Origin of the sequence: Bradyrhizobium sp. WSM1417, assembly GCF_000515415.1 — a bacterium.
Lineage (GTDB): Bacteria > Pseudomonadota > Alphaproteobacteria > Rhizobiales > Xanthobacteraceae > Bradyrhizobium.
Genome location: NZ_KI911783.1, coordinates 3237913 through 3253009, shown reverse-complemented (window position 1 = coordinate 3253009; position 15097 = coordinate 3237913). Strand labels below are relative to the sequence as shown.

Below are 15097 nucleotides of genomic sequence, written 5' to 3'. Positions count from 1 at the left end.
CACCTAAGGGGGCGCGTCAGCACGGAGGCTGTCATGGAGGTCAATTCCGACAGGTTGAATGCCTTTATGGGCAAGATGGTCACCGAATTCGGGGCGGCGATGAATGCGTCGCTGGTCCTTCTCGGGGACAAGCTCGGTCTCTACCGTACCCTTGCCGCCAAGGGACCGATGAACTCGTCCGAGCTCGCAAGCGCCACCGGGACGGCGGAGCGCTACGTCCGCGAATGGCTCGCGAGCCAGGCGGCGTCCGGCTACATCGAATACGATTCCGCTTCGGCAAAATTCTCGATGCTGCCGGAGCAGGCGATGGCGCTTGCCGATGAGGACAGTCCGGTGTTCCTCGGCGCATTCGGCAATGTCATTGCCTCGGCGTTTCTCGACGAGCCGAAGGTCTCGGACGCATTCAAATCCGGCAAGGGCGTCGGCTGGAACCGGCGCAGCGAGTGCCTGTTCTGCGGCACCGCCCGCTTTTTCCGGACCGGGTACATGCATCATCTGGTGCAGGAATGGCTGCCCGCGCTCGACGGCGTCGTGGACAAGCTGAAGCGCGGCGCCAAGGTCGCCGATGTCGGCTGCGGGCACGGCGTCTCGACACGGCTGATGGCGGAAGCCTTCCCGAACTCCCGCTTCTACGGCTTCGACTATCATGAGGGTTCGATCGAGGCCGCGCGAAAGGCGGCCACCGAAGCCAGATTGGGCGACCGGGTCAGCTTCGCTGTTCATTCCGCCAAGACCTATCCGGCCGAGGGCTATGATCTCGTCTGCTTCTTCGATTGCCTGCATGACATGGGCGATCCCGTCGGCGCCATCGGCCACGTGCGCGAGACCATGGCAAAGGACGGCACCTGCATGCTGGTCGAGCCGTTCGCAGGCGACCGCCTCGAGGACAATCTCAACCCGGTCGGGCGGGTCTATTATGCGGCGTCGACCATGATCTGCACGCCGGCCTCGCTCGACCAGGAGGTGGGCCTCGCACTGGGCGCGCAAGCGGGCGAGGCAAGGCTGCGCAAGGTCGCGCGAGAGGGCGGACTGACGCGCTTCCGCCGCGCTGCTGAAACGCCCTTCAATCTGATTCTGGAGGCGCGGATCTGATCTTCCCCATTCCGGCGCATTGCTGCGGCATATGGCCATGCTGATGCTGCAGCCACGCCTGGCGCCGACATCCTTGCCTCGCTCGCGCCGCAACGTAAGCTGGCCGCCGCAAATGATCGGCAATGGCGCTTTGGCGCCCGCCCGCGACGCCTTGCGTCAGGTCGAGCGGCAATTGAAGGCGCTGACGCGGTCCGGCGAGCAGCAGCCGTGATCGGCTACGCCGTCCTGTCCACCGAGGACGACGTGTCGGACGACGGTAATTTCGTCACCCCTACCTGGAAAGATTTGTTTCCGACCTGGAAGATGACCTTGCCGTTCTTTCCGTCGTCCGTCGATATCTGCGTTTGTCCGAACATGACCACGTTCTTGTAGACGATGCCGGTGCCCTGCCGGGTGACGCCGTCGATCGTGGTCGTGACCAGCGCCTCGTTGCCGGTGATGGAGACGACCCGGAAGCTCGCGCTCTTGTTGTTGTCGGCCGAATAGCCACCCCAGCTTCCGATGAGACGGCTTTCGGAGGCCGGCGGCGCCTGTTTTTCAAGTGATGCACTGGCCTGACCGCCGCCGGCGGAGAACACGAGCGCCGCATTCTTGCCGTTCTTGGTCCCGATCGTGACCGAACCGAAGCTGATGGTTGCACCGTCGACCTTGCCAAAACCACGTTCGGTGTGCCCGTTATGGGTGTATTCCACCTGCGCGCGGGCGCCGCGGATGTTCACGACCTTGAAGCCGACGGCCTGATTGTTTCCCGCCCAATTGCCCTTCCATTCACCGAGCAGGTTGCTCTGGTGATAGACCCGCTCGCTGGCAGGAGAAATCTGGCTGGTGCTCTGCGTGACGATGGCCATTGGTTGCTCGGCGGACCAGTCTGACAAACCCGCCTTCGTCTGCGCGCCGGCCAGCAATATCAGGTCATTGACGGAAACAATTGGATTAGGGCCACTCACCGATTAACGAACGGTTAAATTCAACCGCGGGGCGAAGCCAGCAAATGGCCTCATCGGGGGTAGCGCGTCAGCGCCCCCAGCGGTCCGACCAGATCTTCTCGCCGATCATGCAGTTCACACGCGGCTCCTTGTCTTTGTCCGCAACGCGCATCACGGGGCGCTCCGGCATACGGCCCGCAACCTCCATCAAGAGCTTGGTGCGGATGGCTTCCTTGAACTTGTCGCGGTCCTTGATCGTGATGACGAAAGAACCGGGGCCGCCGATGACGCAATCCTCATAGTAGAAGTCGAGATTATCGATATCCATGGTCGAATAGGACGGCTCCTTGACCATGATCGGCAGGCCGTTGATGACGATACCCTTCTCGATCGCAGCGTCCCGCGCGATCGTGACCGGTGTGCCATTGTTGTTGGGACCGTCGCCGGAAATGTCGATCACGCGGCGCAAGCCCCGATAGGGATCCTCATCGAACAGCGGCATTGCGAAAGTGATCGCTCCGGAGATCGAGGTGCGCGAGGCGCGCCGGATCGGCGTCTTCAGGATTTCGGCGGCGACGGCATCGGCGGTCTCCGGTCCGTCGATCAGGCGCCACGGAATGATGATCTTCTGGTCGGTCGAGGCGGCCCACTCGAAATAGGTCACCGCGATCCGGCCGTTCGGGCCCAGCTTCAGCGCCTGCAGGAATTCCTTCGACTGGATCGCCTGCGCATAGCCTTCGCGCTGGACCGCGAGCTCGTCCATGTCCATGGAGTAGGAGACGTCGACGGCGAGGATCAGCTCGACATCGACCGTCTGCGCGTCCCTGTCGGCTGCTTGCCGCTGCGGCTGAATTTTAGGCGACTCAAACTTGGGTCCTGGTGCCGCGATGCCCGCGACGTCCCCTCCGGCGAACATGCCGGTCACCAGCACAGCCCCGATCGAGAACAGCAAGCGCATCGCAGCCTCCCGTCGTATGACGCGATGGTGACATGCAATCGCCTTGCCGCAAAGTCCGAAGATCGCTTGCGCTTCACATTCCAGTTAGGGATTTGCGCGTTAGGACTTGCGGCTCGGGCATTGCGAAGCATTACGCAAGCTGCCGCCATGTTGCCGCGCTCGCGCCGCGGACTGCGCGATCGTGGCACGGCATGCCATCATGCGCCGTGCGCTCCCGGAAGAACGGGCCACGGGACAGAGCACCCCGCCCACTTGTCCGGCGCCATTTCCATGTTAGGCTGGCCGGACAGATGGGGATGGAGTCCCCCGACAACCGCCCGGCGGCCTGTGACCGTAGTGGGCTGATGACTCCTGCTTGAGGAGGGGCAATTTTCAGGCCTCTGCCTTCGGCGGGAGCATGGACGAACCCGCCGCCGGCGGGTTTTTTGTTGCCTGGACGCGAGGGCAAGGAGCGGCCAAGGAGAGGTCAAGCAGAGGCCGAGGAGAAGTCCTGGACGTGACGACGACAACACCGAATGCTGCACGTGCGGGGCTGCCCAGGGGGATCTGGGTGCTCGGCTTCGTCTCGATGCTGATGGACGTCTCTTCCGAGATGATCCACGCACTGCTGCCGGTCTATCTCGTCACCGTGCTCGGCGCCTCCACGCTCACCGTCGGCTTCATCGAGGGCATTGCCGAAGCGACCGCCTCGATCACGAAGATCTTCTCCGGCGCGTTGTCCGACTGGCTCGGCCGGCGCAAATTGCTCGCCGCGCTAGGCTACGGGCTCGCCGCGCTGACAAAACCGCTGTTCCCGCTTGCCCCCAGCGTCGAATGGCTGGTTGCCGCGCGCTTCATTGACCGCGTCGGCAAGGGGATTCGCGGCGCGCCGCGCGACGCACTGATCGCCGATATCGCACCCATCGGTCTGCGCGGCGCGAGCTTCGGCCTGCGTCAGTCGCTCGACACCATCGGTGCGTTCGTGGGGCCACTCATGGCGATCGGCCTGATGTGGTGGACGGCGGACAATTTTACGATGGTGTTCTGGGTGGCCGTGCTGCCGGGCTTCCTGTCGTTCGGACTGATCGCGTTCGCGGTGAGCGAGCCGGAGCCGGATCCAGGCCGGGAGCCGTCAAGGAATCCGCTGAACATCGCCGCGATGCGGCAGCTTGGATCCCTGTACTGGCGTGTGGTCGCGGTTGGCGTCGTGTTCACGCTGGCGCGTTTCAGCGAGGCCTTTCTGATCCTGCGCGCACAGAACATCGGGCTCAATGCGATGTGGGTGCCGGCCGTGCTGGTGCTGATGAACATCGTCTATGCGTTGTCGGCCTATCCGGCCGGCGTGCTCTCGGACCGCATCAACCGCACCGGCCTGCTCGCGCTCGGCCTCGTCTTCCTCGCCGGCGCCGATCTCGCGCTGGCGCTGCTGCCAAATTTCGGGGGCCTCGCCCTCGGCGTCGTGCTGTGGGGACTCCACATGGGATTGACGCAAGGCCTGCTCTCGGCCCTCGTCGCCGACGCAGCGCCACCGAGCTTGCGCGGCACTGCGTTCGGCTATTTCAACCTGTTCACCGGCCTTGCCTTGCTGGCCGCAAGCGTGATCGCCGGTGCGCTGTGGGATGCCTATGGTCCGGCCGGCACGTTCCTGGCGGGGCTCGGCTTCGCGCTGGTCGCACTCATGGGACTATTTGCCGTCGGCAACGGGCTGGCAACGGAGGAGAAACGATGACGGGGGGCTGTTCGCCGTGCTGAACGGAGTGCTTGCGATCATGATCGGCAGCGTGCTCGGCGGCTGTGCGCGCTATTTCATCTCCGGCGCGATCGCGCGGCGGCTGGGCGAGACGTTTCCGTGGGGCACCGTCACTATCAACGTCACCGGCGCCTTTCTGATCGGCATTTTTGGCGCATTGGCGACCCATCCCGGCTCGGCCTTCGCCGCGCCCGATCCTTGGCTGTTCGCGGTCACCGGCTTTCTCGGCTGCTACACCACGGTGTCCTCGTTCAGCCTTCAAACGCTGACGCTGGCGCGCAACGGCGAGGCGATGCATGCGCTCGGAAATGTCGCGGTCTCGGTCGTGCTCTGCCTCGCGGCCGTCAGTTGCGGCTTCCTCCTCGCGGACACTCTGGGAGGCTAGAGGCAGATGAAGTCCCCCTCCTCTGCCGATCGCTGGCGCACCGCGACGCTCTATGCCTGGATTGCCGCCGGCAGCATGGTCGGCGGGCTGACGCGCTATCTGGTCGGGCTTGCGCTCGACACCGGCCCCGGCTTCCCGGTCGCGACGCTGTTCATCAACGCCACGGGCTCACTGATCATCGGCTTCTACGCGACGCTGACCGGGCCCGACGGCCGCCTGCTGGCCCGGCCCGAGCACCGGCAGTTCGTCATGACCGGGTTCTGCGGCGGCTACACGACCTTTTCGACCTTTAGCCTGGAGACCTTCCGCCTGCTCCACGGCGGCATGAAATATACGGCCCTCGCCTATATCGCGGCATCCGTCATTTGCTGGCTGGTGTCGGTATGGGCCGGCCATATGATAGCCAGCGGCACCAACCGCTTGCCAAGGAGCTGACCATGCAAATCCCCGATCAGGCAGTTTCGCTCCGGATCTTCATTGGCGAGAACGACCATTTCGACGGCAAGCCGCTCTATGAAGCGATCGTGATGACGGCGCGCGAGCGGCATCTGGCCGGCGCCACCGTGCTGCGCGGCCCGATGGGCTTCGGCAAGTCGAGCCGGCTCCACACGTCGAAGATTCTGCGGCTCTCGGAAGACCTGCCGCTGCTGATCGAGATCGTCGACAGCGAGGACAACATCAATGCATTCCTGCCCATCCTGGATGGCATGATGTCGAGCGGCCTGATCACCTTGGAGAAGGTGCAGGTCCTGCAATATGGTGAGAAGGCCGTGCGCTGAGCGCGCCGGCCGGAACCCAAGCCCGCCATATCCGGGAGGCGGAATGAACGACACTGTTGCAAAACCGAAAACCGGGACGAAGACCAAGGTCGAGCGGCCGAAGCTGCATAAGGTCATCCTGATCAACGACGACTTTACGCCCCGCGAATTCGTCACGATGATCCTCAAGGCCGAGTTCCGCATGACGGAGGATCAGGCCTACAAGGTAATGATCACCGCCCACAAGCTCGGCGCCTGCGTGGTCGCGGTGTTCACCAAGGACGTCGCAGAGACCAAGGCCACCCGTGCCACCGACGCCGGCCGCACCAAGGGCTATCCGCTGCTGTTCACCACAGAGCCGGAGGAATAGTTGCACCGGTCCGCCTTTGGTGCGCCGTCTTTCGATTTCGGCGTCAAATCTGCCCTGCTGAATAATGTATCTATTGGCTGCCAACAGGCGCATGGTGAGCCATCACCGGCCCATCACGGCATCTATCGGTGACTGAGAGAGTCTTTGCGCTCCCGCCCAATGCGGAGCGCCCTATGCAAGACACCACAAAGAGAACCATCCCGCTGAGCAATCGCCTTGCCCAATTGGCAGCCGAGGCTCGCCGTCGCGCAGAGATAGCCCCGCCCGGCGTCCAGCGGGAAGCGCTGCTCAAAGCGGCGCGATTGAGCGAAACGGCGTCGCACATTCATGATTGGATAAGCCTGCCTGGCCCCAAGACACCGAGGTAGTGGTAGCCAACCTGGTCGGCGGCCTCTTCTCATCGAGCGGCGATCCGGGCCGAGGGCGGCATCCGCCCGCAAATCACACTTCAAATATAAGTTGTATGAAATGAACAATATTTCATTTTGGTTGTTGTAACAGCGTCCCCAAACGAAACGGGGCGGTCGACAGCCAAAGCAGCCCCAAATGATGAAATCTCTTATCGCGTTCGCGATATTCGCGCTCCTCGGAGTGTCCGTAATGGTGTTGCCCGGTTTTGCTCCGCAAGTGAAAGCGCGCGAGACAGTTGCTTTGGCGAAGGCGGACCGGCTGGCGAGCCATCCGGTGGCCACGAATTGCGGTAGCCAAGTCTGGCCGGACTTCGAAGCATCGTGTCTGCGCCGAGGTGAATCCGATGCCAGGGTTCATGAAGCTCGCTTGGTGACGGCGCGCCGCTAGACCAACAATCGCAAAGCGCCGACCGGCCTTGTCGGATTATCCAGGAAAGTGTCGTGCACAGATGTCTACACCTCCAACCTCCTTGCCGAACGTTCTCGTCGTCGAAGACGAGATGATCTTGCGCATGCGCGCAGTCGATATCGTGGAGGATGCAGGCTTCTGCCCTGTGCAGGCCGTCAATGCCGACGAAGCTATCGCAATCCTCGAGTCGCGGTCGGACATCTCGCTTCTGTTCAGCGACATCCAGATGCCCGGGACCATGGACGGCTTGAAGCTGGCCCACGCGGTGCACGATCGCTGGCCTGCCATCAAGATCGTGCTGGTTTCCGGTCAGGTAAAGCCGTCTGAAAACGAAACGCCGGCGGACAGCCGCTTCTTTCGCAAGCCGCTCGCCGTCGACGAAATGATCTCGCAATTGCAGGCAATGATCGGGGCTGGCGCGCTAAAAATCCTTCCGACCACCACGACGGATCCCGGGGAAAACCCTGAGGTTGGTCGTTCGCCACAGGAATCGGTTCTGGCCGCGGAAAACGACAATCTGCGCCTGTTGCTGGAACAGGCCGACACCGACGCCAAGGTCCTGCTCGCTCAAGCCGGTATCGAAGCCCACGAGCGCGAGGCTGCCGACAAGTTGCAAAAGCTCATCCTCGGAGAGCTGCATCATCGCATCAAGAACACGCTTGCGACGGTGAGCGCAATCGCAGCCCAGAGCTTCCGGACCGCAATCAATCTGGAGCACGGGCAAAAGGCCATGGATGGCCGCTTGCTGGCGTTGGGGCGCGCCCACGACCTGCTGATACAGGTCAGCTGGTCAAATGCGAGCCTCACTCATACGCTGAGCGGCGCCACCGATCCTTTTGACAGTCAGGGGGGCCGACGATTCCATTTCAATGGCCCGGACCTCAGAATCACATCCGGTGCCGTGATAGCGCTGGCGATGACGTTCAACGAGCTCTGCACCAACACGACGAAATTCGGCGCGCTGTCCAGTTCCTCCGGGCATGTTGAAATCGCATGGACGGTGGACGAGATCGAGCAAAGGCTGCGCCTGAAGTGGAGCGAAAGCGGCGGCCCCGTGGTGGCGCCGCCGACGCGGCGAAGCTACGGCACCCGGATGATCGAGTCGCTCGGCCAGCAACTGAACGGGCAGGTGCGGCTGGCCTATGAACCGTCCGGATTTATCTATCAGCTGGACGTACCGCTGAGGTCGGTGATGGCGTCGAACGCCTGAATTCTGCTCACCGGGTTGACGGCGGCGGACATCCGAGGACGACCTCAGGCCGTCACCACCGGCGTCTCCTCCGTCAGCCCGTACACGCGCTGCGCCTTTGAAAAGCCCGCGATCGGGAATTCGCCGAGCTCGTGCCAGTCGTGGCGGCAGACATTGGCGAACATTTCCGAGGCGACGACCGTCCGCCCCAGGCGACCCGTGATCTTCTCGAGCCTGGCGGCAAGGTTCACGGCGGGGCCGATGCAGGTGAAATCCAGGCGGTTGCCGCCGCCGATATTGCCGTAGAGGATATTCCCGACGTGGAGCGCCACCCCAAAGCGGAAGCGCTCGACGGCGTCGCCGACAGGATACGCGAGCGCCTCGACGCTGGCTCGGGATTCGCGCGCCGCCTCCAGCACCCGCGTGCAGACATGCGCGGCATCGCCGACATATTCGTCGATCGGGAACACCGCGAGCAGGCCGTCGCCCATGAATTTCAGCACCTCGCCGCCATGGCCGCGGATCGCGGCGACCTGGCAGTCGAAATAATGGTTGAGGATCTCGACCACGGTCTCGGCCGGCAGCCGGTCCGACAGTGCGGTGAAGCCGCGCAGATCGGAGAGCCAGATCGCAGCCTGCATGGTGTCATTGTGGCCGCGGCGGATCTGACCGCCAAGGATGCGCGCGCCGGCACGATTGCCGACATAGGTGTCGAGCAGCATCTCGGCGGTGCGGCGCAGGCTGATGATCTCGGTGATGCGCGCGAGCGGTTTGATGATGGCGTGGATCGCCGCGATGTGTTCAGCGGTGAAGCCGCCTGGATGGCGCGTGGTCCAGCTCGTCGCGTGGACCGAGCCGTCGAGAAACGGCATTGGCGTCGCGACGTAGTCGGTTACGCCTTCGGCACGCATATCGTCGAAAAAAGGGAAATGCTTGCTGCCGGGATCGTCCATGCGTCCCCGCACCTCAAGTCCCTGCTCGAACACGACCCGCAGCGGACTTCTGGCGAATTCCGGCGTCTGCAGGATCTCGAAATCGACCGTGCCGATCTCGACCTCCTCGCCCTCCCGCCAGATGAAGTTGCGACCGAAAATTTCGGGATGCAGCGTGCGGATGAAGATGCCGAACCGCCATAGCGGCAGCCCGGCTGCGACCATCCGTTCGCAGGCTTCCGCCGTCATCTCGGCCGGGGTCTTCGACGACCAGGCGCCGTCGATCAGCCAGCTGGCGATACGTTGGAGCTCGGAGCTTTCCATGTCCGCATTTGCGGACGAAGTTGTGGGATCGTCAAGCTGCGCGGTGGGCTAGTGGCGCGATACAAGCGCCTCGCGCAACGCTAGCGCCCGACCTGGCCGCGGTCGCGCAGGAAATGATCCGCCAACACGCAGGCCATCATGGCTTCGCCGACGGGGACGGCGCGGATGCCGACGCAGGGATCGTGGCGGCCCTTGGTCATGATCTCGGTGTCGGCGCCGTTGCGATCGACGGTGAGACGCGGCTGCAGGATCGACGAGGTCGGCTTGACCGCGAAGCGCACCACCACCGGCTGCCCCGTGGAGATGCCGCCCAGCACGCCGCCGGCATGGTTGGAGAGAAAACGCGTGCCGTCATTGCCGGTGCGCATCTCGTCGGCGTTCTCTTCGCCGGCAAGCTCGGCCGCGCCAAAGCCGGCGCCGATCTCGACGCCCTTCACCGCATTGATGCTCATCATTGCGGCGGCGAGCTCGGCGTCGAGCTTGGCGTAGATCGGCGCGCCAAGGCCTGCCGGCACACCTTCGGCGACGACCTCGATCACCGCGCCGATCGAGGAGCCGCTCTTGCGGATGCCGTCGAGATAGGTCTCGAAGAATGCGGCCTTGTCCTTGTCGGGACAGAAGAACGGATTGTTCGCAATCTCGTCCCAGTCCCACTTCGCGCGGTCGATCTTGTGCGGGCCCATCTGCACCAACGCGCCGCGCACCTTCACATCGGGCAGCACCTTTCGCGCGATCGCGCCGGCGGCAACGCGCGTCGCGGTCTCGCGCGCCGAGGAGCGGCCGCCGCCACGATAGTCGCGCAGGCCGTACTTCGCTTCATAGGTGAAGTCGGCATGACCGGGACGAAACTTGTCCTTGATCTCGGAATAGTCCTTCGAGCGCTGGTCGGTGTTCTCGATCAGGAGCCCGATCGGCGTGCCCGTCGTCACCTGCACGCCGGTCTCCGGATGCGCCATCACGCCGGAGAGGATCTTGACCTGGTCCGGCTCCTGACGCTGGGTCGTGAAGCGCGACTGGCCGGGCCGGCGGCGATCAAGATCACCCTGAATGTCGGCCTCGACGAGCGGGATCATGGGCGGGCAGCCGTCGACCACGCAGCCGATCGCCACCCCATGGCTCTCGCCGAAGGTCGTGACGCGGAACATGTGGCCGAAGGTGTTGAAGGACATCGCTGCTCGCAGGCTCGGTTCCCGCGTGTGGTAACGCGCGGGGCGCCGGTGGTCAAACCCGCAGCCGCCACGGAGACGGCGAGCCGGCTTAACTGAACTTCTCCAACCGCCCGTCGCGGAACACGTAGACGGCGCCCTGCTCGATGTAGAGTTCGGCGGCGCTCGCCGGCGTCTCCAGGCCGAGTGAAACCATCAGGGCCCGGCAGGTCCCGCCATGGGCGACCGCGACGGTGTCGGTCCGCAGCTGGTCGTACCAGGCGCGCACGCGGACCTGGACGTCGGCGTAAGTCTCCCCGCCTGCGGGGCCTACCGTCCATTTGTCGGCGAGGCGGCGGGCGTAGATATCGGGATCGGAGGCCTCACTCTCGGCCAGCGTCAGTCCCTCCCAGGTGCCGTAGCCGATCTCACGCAGGCGATCGTCGAGCGTATAGTCCGCAGTCGGCAGTTCGAGCTTGCTCCGCGCCAGTTCCATGGTCTCTCGCGCGCGGCCAAGCGGACTCGACACGTAGGGTAATGCGGCCTTGTCGCGGCCCTCGCGCTTGAACAGATCGGCGAGAATGCCGCCGGCCTGCACGGCCTGAGCGCGACCGCGCGCGTTCAGCGGAATGTCCTTGGTGCCCTGAAGCCTCCCGAGCGCATTCCACTCGGTCTCGCCGTGGCGCAGATAATAGATCGTGGGCACGGGCATTGTTGGCTGAAAAGTTAGTCCTTCCCGCCGAACGAAATGTCCGGCGCGTCCGGGCGCTTCATGCCGAGCACGTGATAGCCGGAATCGACGTGGTGCACCTCGCCGGTGACGCCGCGCGAGAGGTCGGAGAGGAAATACAGCGCGCTGCCGCCGACGTCTTCCGTGGAGACGTTGCGCCGCAGCGGTGCGTTGGCCTCATTCCACTTCAGGATATATCTGAAATCGCCGATGCCGGACGCCGCGAGCGTCTTGATCGGCCCCGCCGAGATCGCGTTGACGCGGATGTTCTTCTCGCCGAGATCGGCGGCGAGATAACGCACGCTCGCTTCGAGCGCCGCTTTCGCGACGCCCATGACGTTGTAATGCGGCATCCACTTCTCGGCGCCGTAATAGCTGAGCGTGATGAGCGAGCCGCCGTCGGTCATCAGCTTCTCGGCGCGCTGCGCCACGGCCGTGAACGAGTAGCAGGAGATCAGCATGGACTTCGAAAAATTCTCCTGCGTGGTGTCGACGTAGCGGCCGTCGAGCTGCTCGCCATAGGCGATCGCATGCACCAGGAAGTCGATCTTGCCCCACTTCTCCTTCAGCACCGCAAAGGCCGCATCGATGGTCGCGGCATCGGTGACGTCGCAATGGCCGAGCACGAGCCCGCCGATCTCGGCGGCGAGCGGCTCGACGCGCTTCTTCAGCGCATCGCCCTGATAGGTGAAGGCAAGCTCGGCGCCGGCCGCGTGGCATGCCTTGGCAATGCCCCAGGCGATCGAACGGTTGTTGGCAACGCCGAGGACCACGCCCCGCTTGCCCTGCATCAGACCTGAATTCTGCGCCATTTTGCTAACGTCCCGTCGAGCTCCCGGTGAGGTTTGGAGGTACACCAGCCCTCCGTTGCGGTACAGTCCTAATACGCGGCGTTAACGCTGTTTCAAGCGCCGGAATAGCCGTTCCGCTCGGGTGTTATGATCGTTGTGGCGCTCGCGCCGAACATCAGGACGTCAAGACCGCAATGAGTGCGTTTCGCCAGAGTGTTGAAGCCATGATCCCGGCGTTGCGCCGCTACGCCCGCGCGCTCACGCGCGAGGCGGATGCGGCCGATGATCTGGTGCAGGATACGCTGGTGCGGGCGCTGCGTTCGGAGCGCCTGTTTCTCGGGGGCGACGTCAGGAGCTGGCTCTATACGATCCTGACCAACCTCAACAAGAACCGGCGGCGCTCGCTGGCACGGCGGCCGCAATTCATGCAGCTGACGGAGAACAACCCGGATGCCAGCGGGACCGAAGCCGAAGGGCGCGATATCGAGAGGGCGCTGGCGACGCTGGTCGAGGAGCAACGCTCGGTGCTGCTCCTGGTCATGCTGGAGGGCATGAGCTACCGCGAGGTCGCCGACATCCAGGGCGTGCCGATCGGCACCGTGATGTCGCGCCTGGCGCGCGCCCGCGCCCACGTCAAAGCCTCGCTGGAGGGTGAGCGCCCGGCGCTCAGGCGGGTGAAATGATGGCAGGATTGATGCATCGCGCCGGTCGTTTCTCCTGCAGGGCATGGGAAGCGGCGCAGTTGAAACACGAAGAACATTTTGGGCCGCAGAGCCAGAGACGATCGATATGAACGACCGCAAGATCCCAGTGACCGAGGACGAACTGCACGCCTATGTCGACGGCGAGTTGCCGGCCGAGCGCCGCGCCGATGTCGAGGCCTGGCTTGCCGCGCAGCCCGAGGATGGCGAGCGCGTGCAGTCCTGGCGCGCCATGGCCGAGATGCTGCACGCCCGCTACGATTCTGTCGCCCAGGAGCCGGTGCCGGCGCGGCTGGAGCTCGAACGGCTGGAGCGCCGCCCGCGGCAGTGGCTGTATGGCGCCGCCGCGGCCGTGCTCGTGGCCTTCGTCGCCGGCGGCTCCGCCGGCTGGCTGGCGCATGGCGCCGCCAACGCGCCCTCGACCTTCCAGAGTTTTACGACCGACGCGCTCGACGCCCACCGCCTCTATGTCGTCGAGGTTCGCCATCCCGTCGAGGTCGGCGGCAACGAGCGCGACCACCTCCAGGCCTGGCTGACCAGACGCTGCGGCTGGACCGTGTTTGCACCGAACCTGGAGGCGAGTGGACTGAAGCTCGTCGGAGGCCGGCTCTTGCCGGGGCCGAACGGGCCGGCGTCGTTCCTGATGTATGAGGGCGCCTCGGGCGAGCGGTACACGATCTACACCGCCAAGACCGAGAATGGCGCGACGCAGATGCGCTACGCCAGAACGGACAAGGACGGGGCACTGTTCTGGTCGGAGCGCGGCGTCGGCTACGTCGTCAGCGGTGGTGGCGACCGCGACCGGCTGACCAAAGTGGCGAAGGCGGTCTACGACCAAGCAGAGAAAAGCGGCACCTAGACAACCACGCAAGCGCGGTGCCTCGATTCCGACATTGAAAATTTGGAATGAAGACATCGGCGCGTCTCATTATCGCACCGGATGATCACGCGAAAATGAGCGGCGTTCGATCCGCCGATCGACGCGGGCGGCCTCGATTGGGGTTTTTGGTACCGCGCTGGTCCCCCTCTCGAGGCCGCACCTTTTTATCGGCTGCCCCGCCGGACAGCCGACACGTCGAGCACGTGAGCCAAGAACGGCTACCACGCCTCAGGCATATGATGAGCATCATCTCGACAGACGACGCTCTCAGTCTTAGAAGAACCCCTTCACACTTTCCGGATCACGCTTAGCCAAACCCGCTACGTGGATTGTAGGGGTGCTGGTCCCGCCACTTCTGCATCAATGCTTCAAGCTCGGCGTCGTTCCCGTCCGGTAGCATAATCCTGATGGTGACGAAGAGATCCCCGGTTCCGCCAGCTTTTGGCAGTCCCTTGCCCTTAAGGCGGAAGGTCCGGCCGCTGGAGGTGTTCTGCGGGACCGAAAGCTCCACGGCATTGCCGAGGGTGGGCACGCGGACCTTGCCGCCAAGCACCGCCTCGTAGAGCGTGACCGGCAGGTCGATCCTCAGATCGGCGCCCTCGATCTTGAAAAACGGATGCGGCGCGATGCTGATCGTGATCAGGAGATCGCCGGGCGGATGGCCCTGGGCGCTCTCGCCCTGCCCCCGCAACCGGATCTGCTGGCCCTCGGTGACGCCGGCCGGAATCTTGACGTTGAGTTCCTTGCCATTCGGCAGCCGGACGCGCTTCTCGCCGCCCTTCACCGCCTCCTCCAGCGAGACGGTCATGGCGACATTGACGTCGAGATCGAGCCCGATCCCGCCAGTGTCGAATTCGAACTGGGCACCGCCGCCGGCCCCGGGGCGCGGGCGCGGCCCACCGCCGAACATGCTGTTGAGGATGTCCTCGAACGCGCCGCCGCCCGGACCAGGGCCCGCGCCGCCACCGCGGAACGTATAGCTTTCGAACCCACCGGGACCCGCGCGCCCGCGCGGCCCGCCGCCGCCCGGAAAACCCTGGAAGCGCGGCTTGCCGTCGGCGTCGATCTCGCCGCGGTCGAATTGCTTGCGCTTGTCCTCGTCGCCGAGGATTTCGTTGGCCGTATTGAGCTCAGCGAAGCGCTCGGCCGCCTTCGGGTCGTTCTTGTTGCTGTCGGGATGGTGCTTCTTGGCAAGCTTGCGATAGGCGCTCTTGATCGCGGCAGCGTTGGCGCTCCGCGGCACCCCCAAGACCTCATAGGGGTCGCGCATCCGTCACGTCTCCTTCAAGAAATCGAATTGTACAAAGGGCTCCCCGCCCCAACTGAGCCTCATGTGGGGGGCGAGTGGTATTTTTGCAACTAGGCTGG

18 protein-coding genes and 1 riboswitch are annotated in these 15097 nt (G+C 64.2%); of the genes, 11 read left to right on the top strand and 7 right to left on the bottom strand.

What is annotated here, in order from left to right; translation table 11 throughout:
* The first annotated feature begins 33 nt into the window (after positions 1 to 33).
* Together BRA1417_RS0115730 and BRA1417_RS0115725 are read left to right on the top strand one after the other, a co-directional pair.
* Positions 34 to 1092 (top strand): class I SAM-dependent methyltransferase, encoded by a 1059-nt coding sequence (locus BRA1417_RS0115730; RefSeq protein ID WP_027516562.1) that lies wholly within the window; start codon positions 34 to 36, stop codon positions 1090 to 1092.
* A 31-nt stretch (positions 1093 to 1123) separates the two neighbouring features.
* Positions 1124 to 1303, top strand: coding sequence for a hypothetical protein (locus BRA1417_RS0115725; protein WP_027516561.1), 180 nt, complete (start codon positions 1124 to 1126; stop codon positions 1301 to 1303).
* Between the two features lie 4 nt (positions 1304 to 1307).
* Here the strand turns inward: BRA1417_RS0115725 and BRA1417_RS0115720 are convergent, their stop codons facing one another.
* Positions 1308 to 1940 carry a hypothetical protein gene (locus BRA1417_RS0115720; RefSeq protein ID WP_027516560.1) on the bottom strand — a complete coding sequence of 211 codons (633 nt, stop codon included), beginning with the start codon at positions 1938 to 1940 and terminating at the stop codon, positions 1308 to 1310.
* Positions 1941 to 2106: 166 nt separating this feature from the next.
* Positions 2107 to 2976, bottom strand: a complete 870-nt coding sequence (locus tag BRA1417_RS0115715; RefSeq protein WP_027516559.1) for a DUF1194 domain-containing protein — start codon at positions 2974 to 2976, stop codon at positions 2107 to 2109.
* Positions 2977 to 3259: 283 nt separating this feature from the next.
* Positions 3260 to 3337: riboswitch (Fluoride riboswitch) on the top strand.
* 135 nt (positions 3338 to 3472) lie between these two features.
* On the opposite strand from BRA1417_RS0115715, the gene BRA1417_RS0115710 reads away from it, so the two are divergent.
* The 7 genes from BRA1417_RS0115710 (at position 3473) to BRA1417_RS0115685 (ending at position 8247) form a co-directional block, all read left to right on the top strand.
* On the top strand, positions 3473 to 4684 hold the full coding sequence (locus BRA1417_RS0115710; protein ID WP_027516558.1) for an MFS transporter: 1212 nt from the start codon (positions 3473 to 3475) through the stop codon (positions 4682 to 4684).
* Positions 4685 to 4700: 16 nt separating this feature from the next.
* Positions 4701 to 5090 (top strand): fluoride efflux transporter CrcB, encoded by a 390-nt coding sequence (crcB, locus tag BRA1417_RS0115705; protein ID WP_027516557.1) that lies wholly within the window; start codon positions 4701 to 4703, stop codon positions 5088 to 5090.
* 6 nt (positions 5091 to 5096) lie between these two features.
* Positions 5097 to 5525 carry a fluoride efflux transporter CrcB gene (gene crcB / locus BRA1417_RS0115700; RefSeq protein ID WP_027516556.1) on the top strand — a complete coding sequence of 143 codons (429 nt, stop codon included), beginning with the start codon at positions 5097 to 5099 and terminating at the stop codon, positions 5523 to 5525.
* A 2-nt stretch (positions 5526 to 5527) separates the two neighbouring features.
* Positions 5528 to 5869: a DUF190 domain-containing protein gene (locus BRA1417_RS0115695; protein WP_027516555.1), complete on the top strand. Its 342-nt coding sequence runs from the start codon at positions 5528 to 5530 to the stop codon at positions 5867 to 5869.
* 43 nt (positions 5870 to 5912) lie between these two features.
* Entirely contained in the window at positions 5913 to 6218 is a 306-nt protein-coding gene (gene clpS, locus BRA1417_RS0115690; RefSeq protein ID WP_027516554.1) for an ATP-dependent Clp protease adapter ClpS, read from the top strand.
* 546 nt (positions 6219 to 6764) lie between these two features.
* Positions 6765 to 7016 carry a hypothetical protein gene (locus BRA1417_RS42830; protein ID WP_084462249.1) on the top strand — a complete coding sequence of 84 codons (252 nt, stop codon included), beginning with the start codon at positions 6765 to 6767 and terminating at the stop codon, positions 7014 to 7016.
* A 61-nt stretch (positions 7017 to 7077) separates the two neighbouring features.
* Positions 7078 to 8247, top strand: a complete 1170-nt coding sequence (locus BRA1417_RS0115685; protein ID WP_027516553.1) for an HWE histidine kinase domain-containing protein — start codon at positions 7078 to 7080, stop codon at positions 8245 to 8247.
* Between the two features lie 44 nt (positions 8248 to 8291).
* Here BRA1417_RS0115685 and BRA1417_RS0115680 read toward each other — a convergent pair whose 3' ends face one another.
* From BRA1417_RS0115680 to fabI, 4 genes are all read right to left on the bottom strand, one after another.
* Positions 8292 to 9482, bottom strand: coding sequence for an adenylate/guanylate cyclase domain-containing protein (locus tag BRA1417_RS0115680; protein WP_027516552.1), 1191 nt, complete (start codon positions 9480 to 9482; stop codon positions 8292 to 8294).
* Positions 9483 to 9562: 80 nt separating this feature from the next.
* Entirely contained in the window at positions 9563 to 10651 is a 1089-nt protein-coding gene (aroC, locus tag BRA1417_RS0115675; RefSeq protein ID WP_027516551.1) for a chorismate synthase, read from the bottom strand.
* An 88-nt stretch (positions 10652 to 10739) separates the two neighbouring features.
* Positions 10740 to 11339, bottom strand: coding sequence for a histidine phosphatase family protein (locus BRA1417_RS0115670; protein ID WP_027516550.1), 600 nt, complete (start codon positions 11337 to 11339; stop codon positions 10740 to 10742).
* 14 nt (positions 11340 to 11353) lie between these two features.
* Positions 11354 to 12169 carry an enoyl-ACP reductase FabI gene (fabI, locus tag BRA1417_RS0115665; RefSeq protein WP_007594677.1) on the bottom strand — a complete coding sequence of 272 codons (816 nt, stop codon included), beginning with the start codon at positions 12167 to 12169 and terminating at the stop codon, positions 11354 to 11356.
* A gap of 173 nt (positions 12170 to 12342) precedes the next feature.
* Here fabI and BRA1417_RS0115660 point away from each other — a divergent pair, with 173 nt between their 5' ends.
* Positions 12343 to 12831 carry a sigma-70 family RNA polymerase sigma factor gene (locus tag BRA1417_RS0115660; RefSeq protein ID WP_007594679.1) on the top strand — a complete coding sequence of 163 codons (489 nt, stop codon included), beginning with the start codon at positions 12343 to 12345 and terminating at the stop codon, positions 12829 to 12831.
* A gap of 106 nt (positions 12832 to 12937) precedes the next feature.
* The gene (locus BRA1417_RS0115655) at positions 12938 to 13708 is read left to right on the top strand and encodes an anti-sigma factor (RefSeq protein ID WP_027516549.1); all 771 of its coding nucleotides are present in this window, start codon (positions 12938 to 12940) and stop codon (positions 13706 to 13708) included.
* A gap of 328 nt (positions 13709 to 14036) precedes the next feature.
* Here the strand turns inward: BRA1417_RS0115655 and BRA1417_RS0115650 are convergent, their stop codons facing one another.
* On the bottom strand, positions 14037 to 14999 hold the full coding sequence (locus BRA1417_RS0115650) for a DnaJ C-terminal domain-containing protein (protein WP_027516548.1): 963 nt from the start codon (positions 14997 to 14999) through the stop codon (positions 14037 to 14039).
* Between the last annotated feature and the right edge of the window lie 98 nt (positions 15000 to 15097).

Excerpts from the sequence above, each read along its gene's own strand:
- BRA1417_RS0115730 (WP_027516562.1), top strand. The coding sequence starts at position 34 with ATGGAGGTCAATTCCGACAGGTTGAATGCCTTTATGGGCAAGATGGTC.
- BRA1417_RS0115725 (WP_027516561.1), top strand. The coding sequence starts at position 1,124 with ATGGCCATGCTGATGCTGCAGCCACGCCTGGCGCCGACATCCTTGCCT.
- BRA1417_RS0115720 (WP_027516560.1), bottom strand. The coding sequence starts at position 1,940 with ATGGCCATCGTCACGCAGAGCACCAGCCAGATTTCTCCTGCCAGCGAG.
- BRA1417_RS0115715 (WP_027516559.1), bottom strand. The coding sequence starts at position 2,976 with ATGCGCTTGCTGTTCTCGATCGGGGCTGTGCTGGTGACCGGCATGTTC.
- crcB (WP_027516556.1), top strand. The coding sequence starts at position 5,097 with ATGAAGTCCCCCTCCTCTGCCGATCGCTGGCGCACCGCGACGCTCTAT.
- BRA1417_RS0115695 (WP_027516555.1), top strand. The coding sequence starts at position 5,528 with ATGCAAATCCCCGATCAGGCAGTTTCGCTCCGGATCTTCATTGGCGAG.
- clpS (WP_027516554.1), top strand. The coding sequence starts at position 5,913 with ATGAACGACACTGTTGCAAAACCGAAAACCGGGACGAAGACCAAGGTC.
- BRA1417_RS42830 (WP_084462249.1), top strand. The coding sequence starts at position 6,765 with ATGATGAAATCTCTTATCGCGTTCGCGATATTCGCGCTCCTCGGAGTG.
- BRA1417_RS0115685 (WP_027516553.1), top strand. The coding sequence starts at position 7,078 with ATGTCTACACCTCCAACCTCCTTGCCGAACGTTCTCGTCGTCGAAGAC.
- BRA1417_RS0115680 (WP_027516552.1), bottom strand. The coding sequence starts at position 9,482 with ATGGAAAGCTCCGAGCTCCAACGTATCGCCAGCTGGCTGATCGACGGC.
- aroC (WP_027516551.1), bottom strand. The coding sequence starts at position 10,651 with ATGTCCTTCAACACCTTCGGCCACATGTTCCGCGTCACGACCTTCGGC.
- BRA1417_RS0115670 (WP_027516550.1), bottom strand. The coding sequence starts at position 11,339 with ATGCCCGTGCCCACGATCTATTATCTGCGCCACGGCGAGACCGAGTGG.
- fabI (WP_007594677.1), bottom strand. The coding sequence starts at position 12,169 with ATGGCGCAGAATTCAGGTCTGATGCAGGGCAAGCGGGGCGTGGTCCTC.
- BRA1417_RS0115660 (WP_007594679.1), top strand. The coding sequence starts at position 12,343 with ATGAGTGCGTTTCGCCAGAGTGTTGAAGCCATGATCCCGGCGTTGCGC.
- BRA1417_RS0115655 (WP_027516549.1), top strand. The coding sequence starts at position 12,938 with ATGAACGACCGCAAGATCCCAGTGACCGAGGACGAACTGCACGCCTAT.
- BRA1417_RS0115650 (WP_027516548.1), bottom strand. The coding sequence starts at position 14,999 with ATGCGCGACCCCTATGAGGTCTTGGGGGTGCCGCGGAGCGCCAACGCT.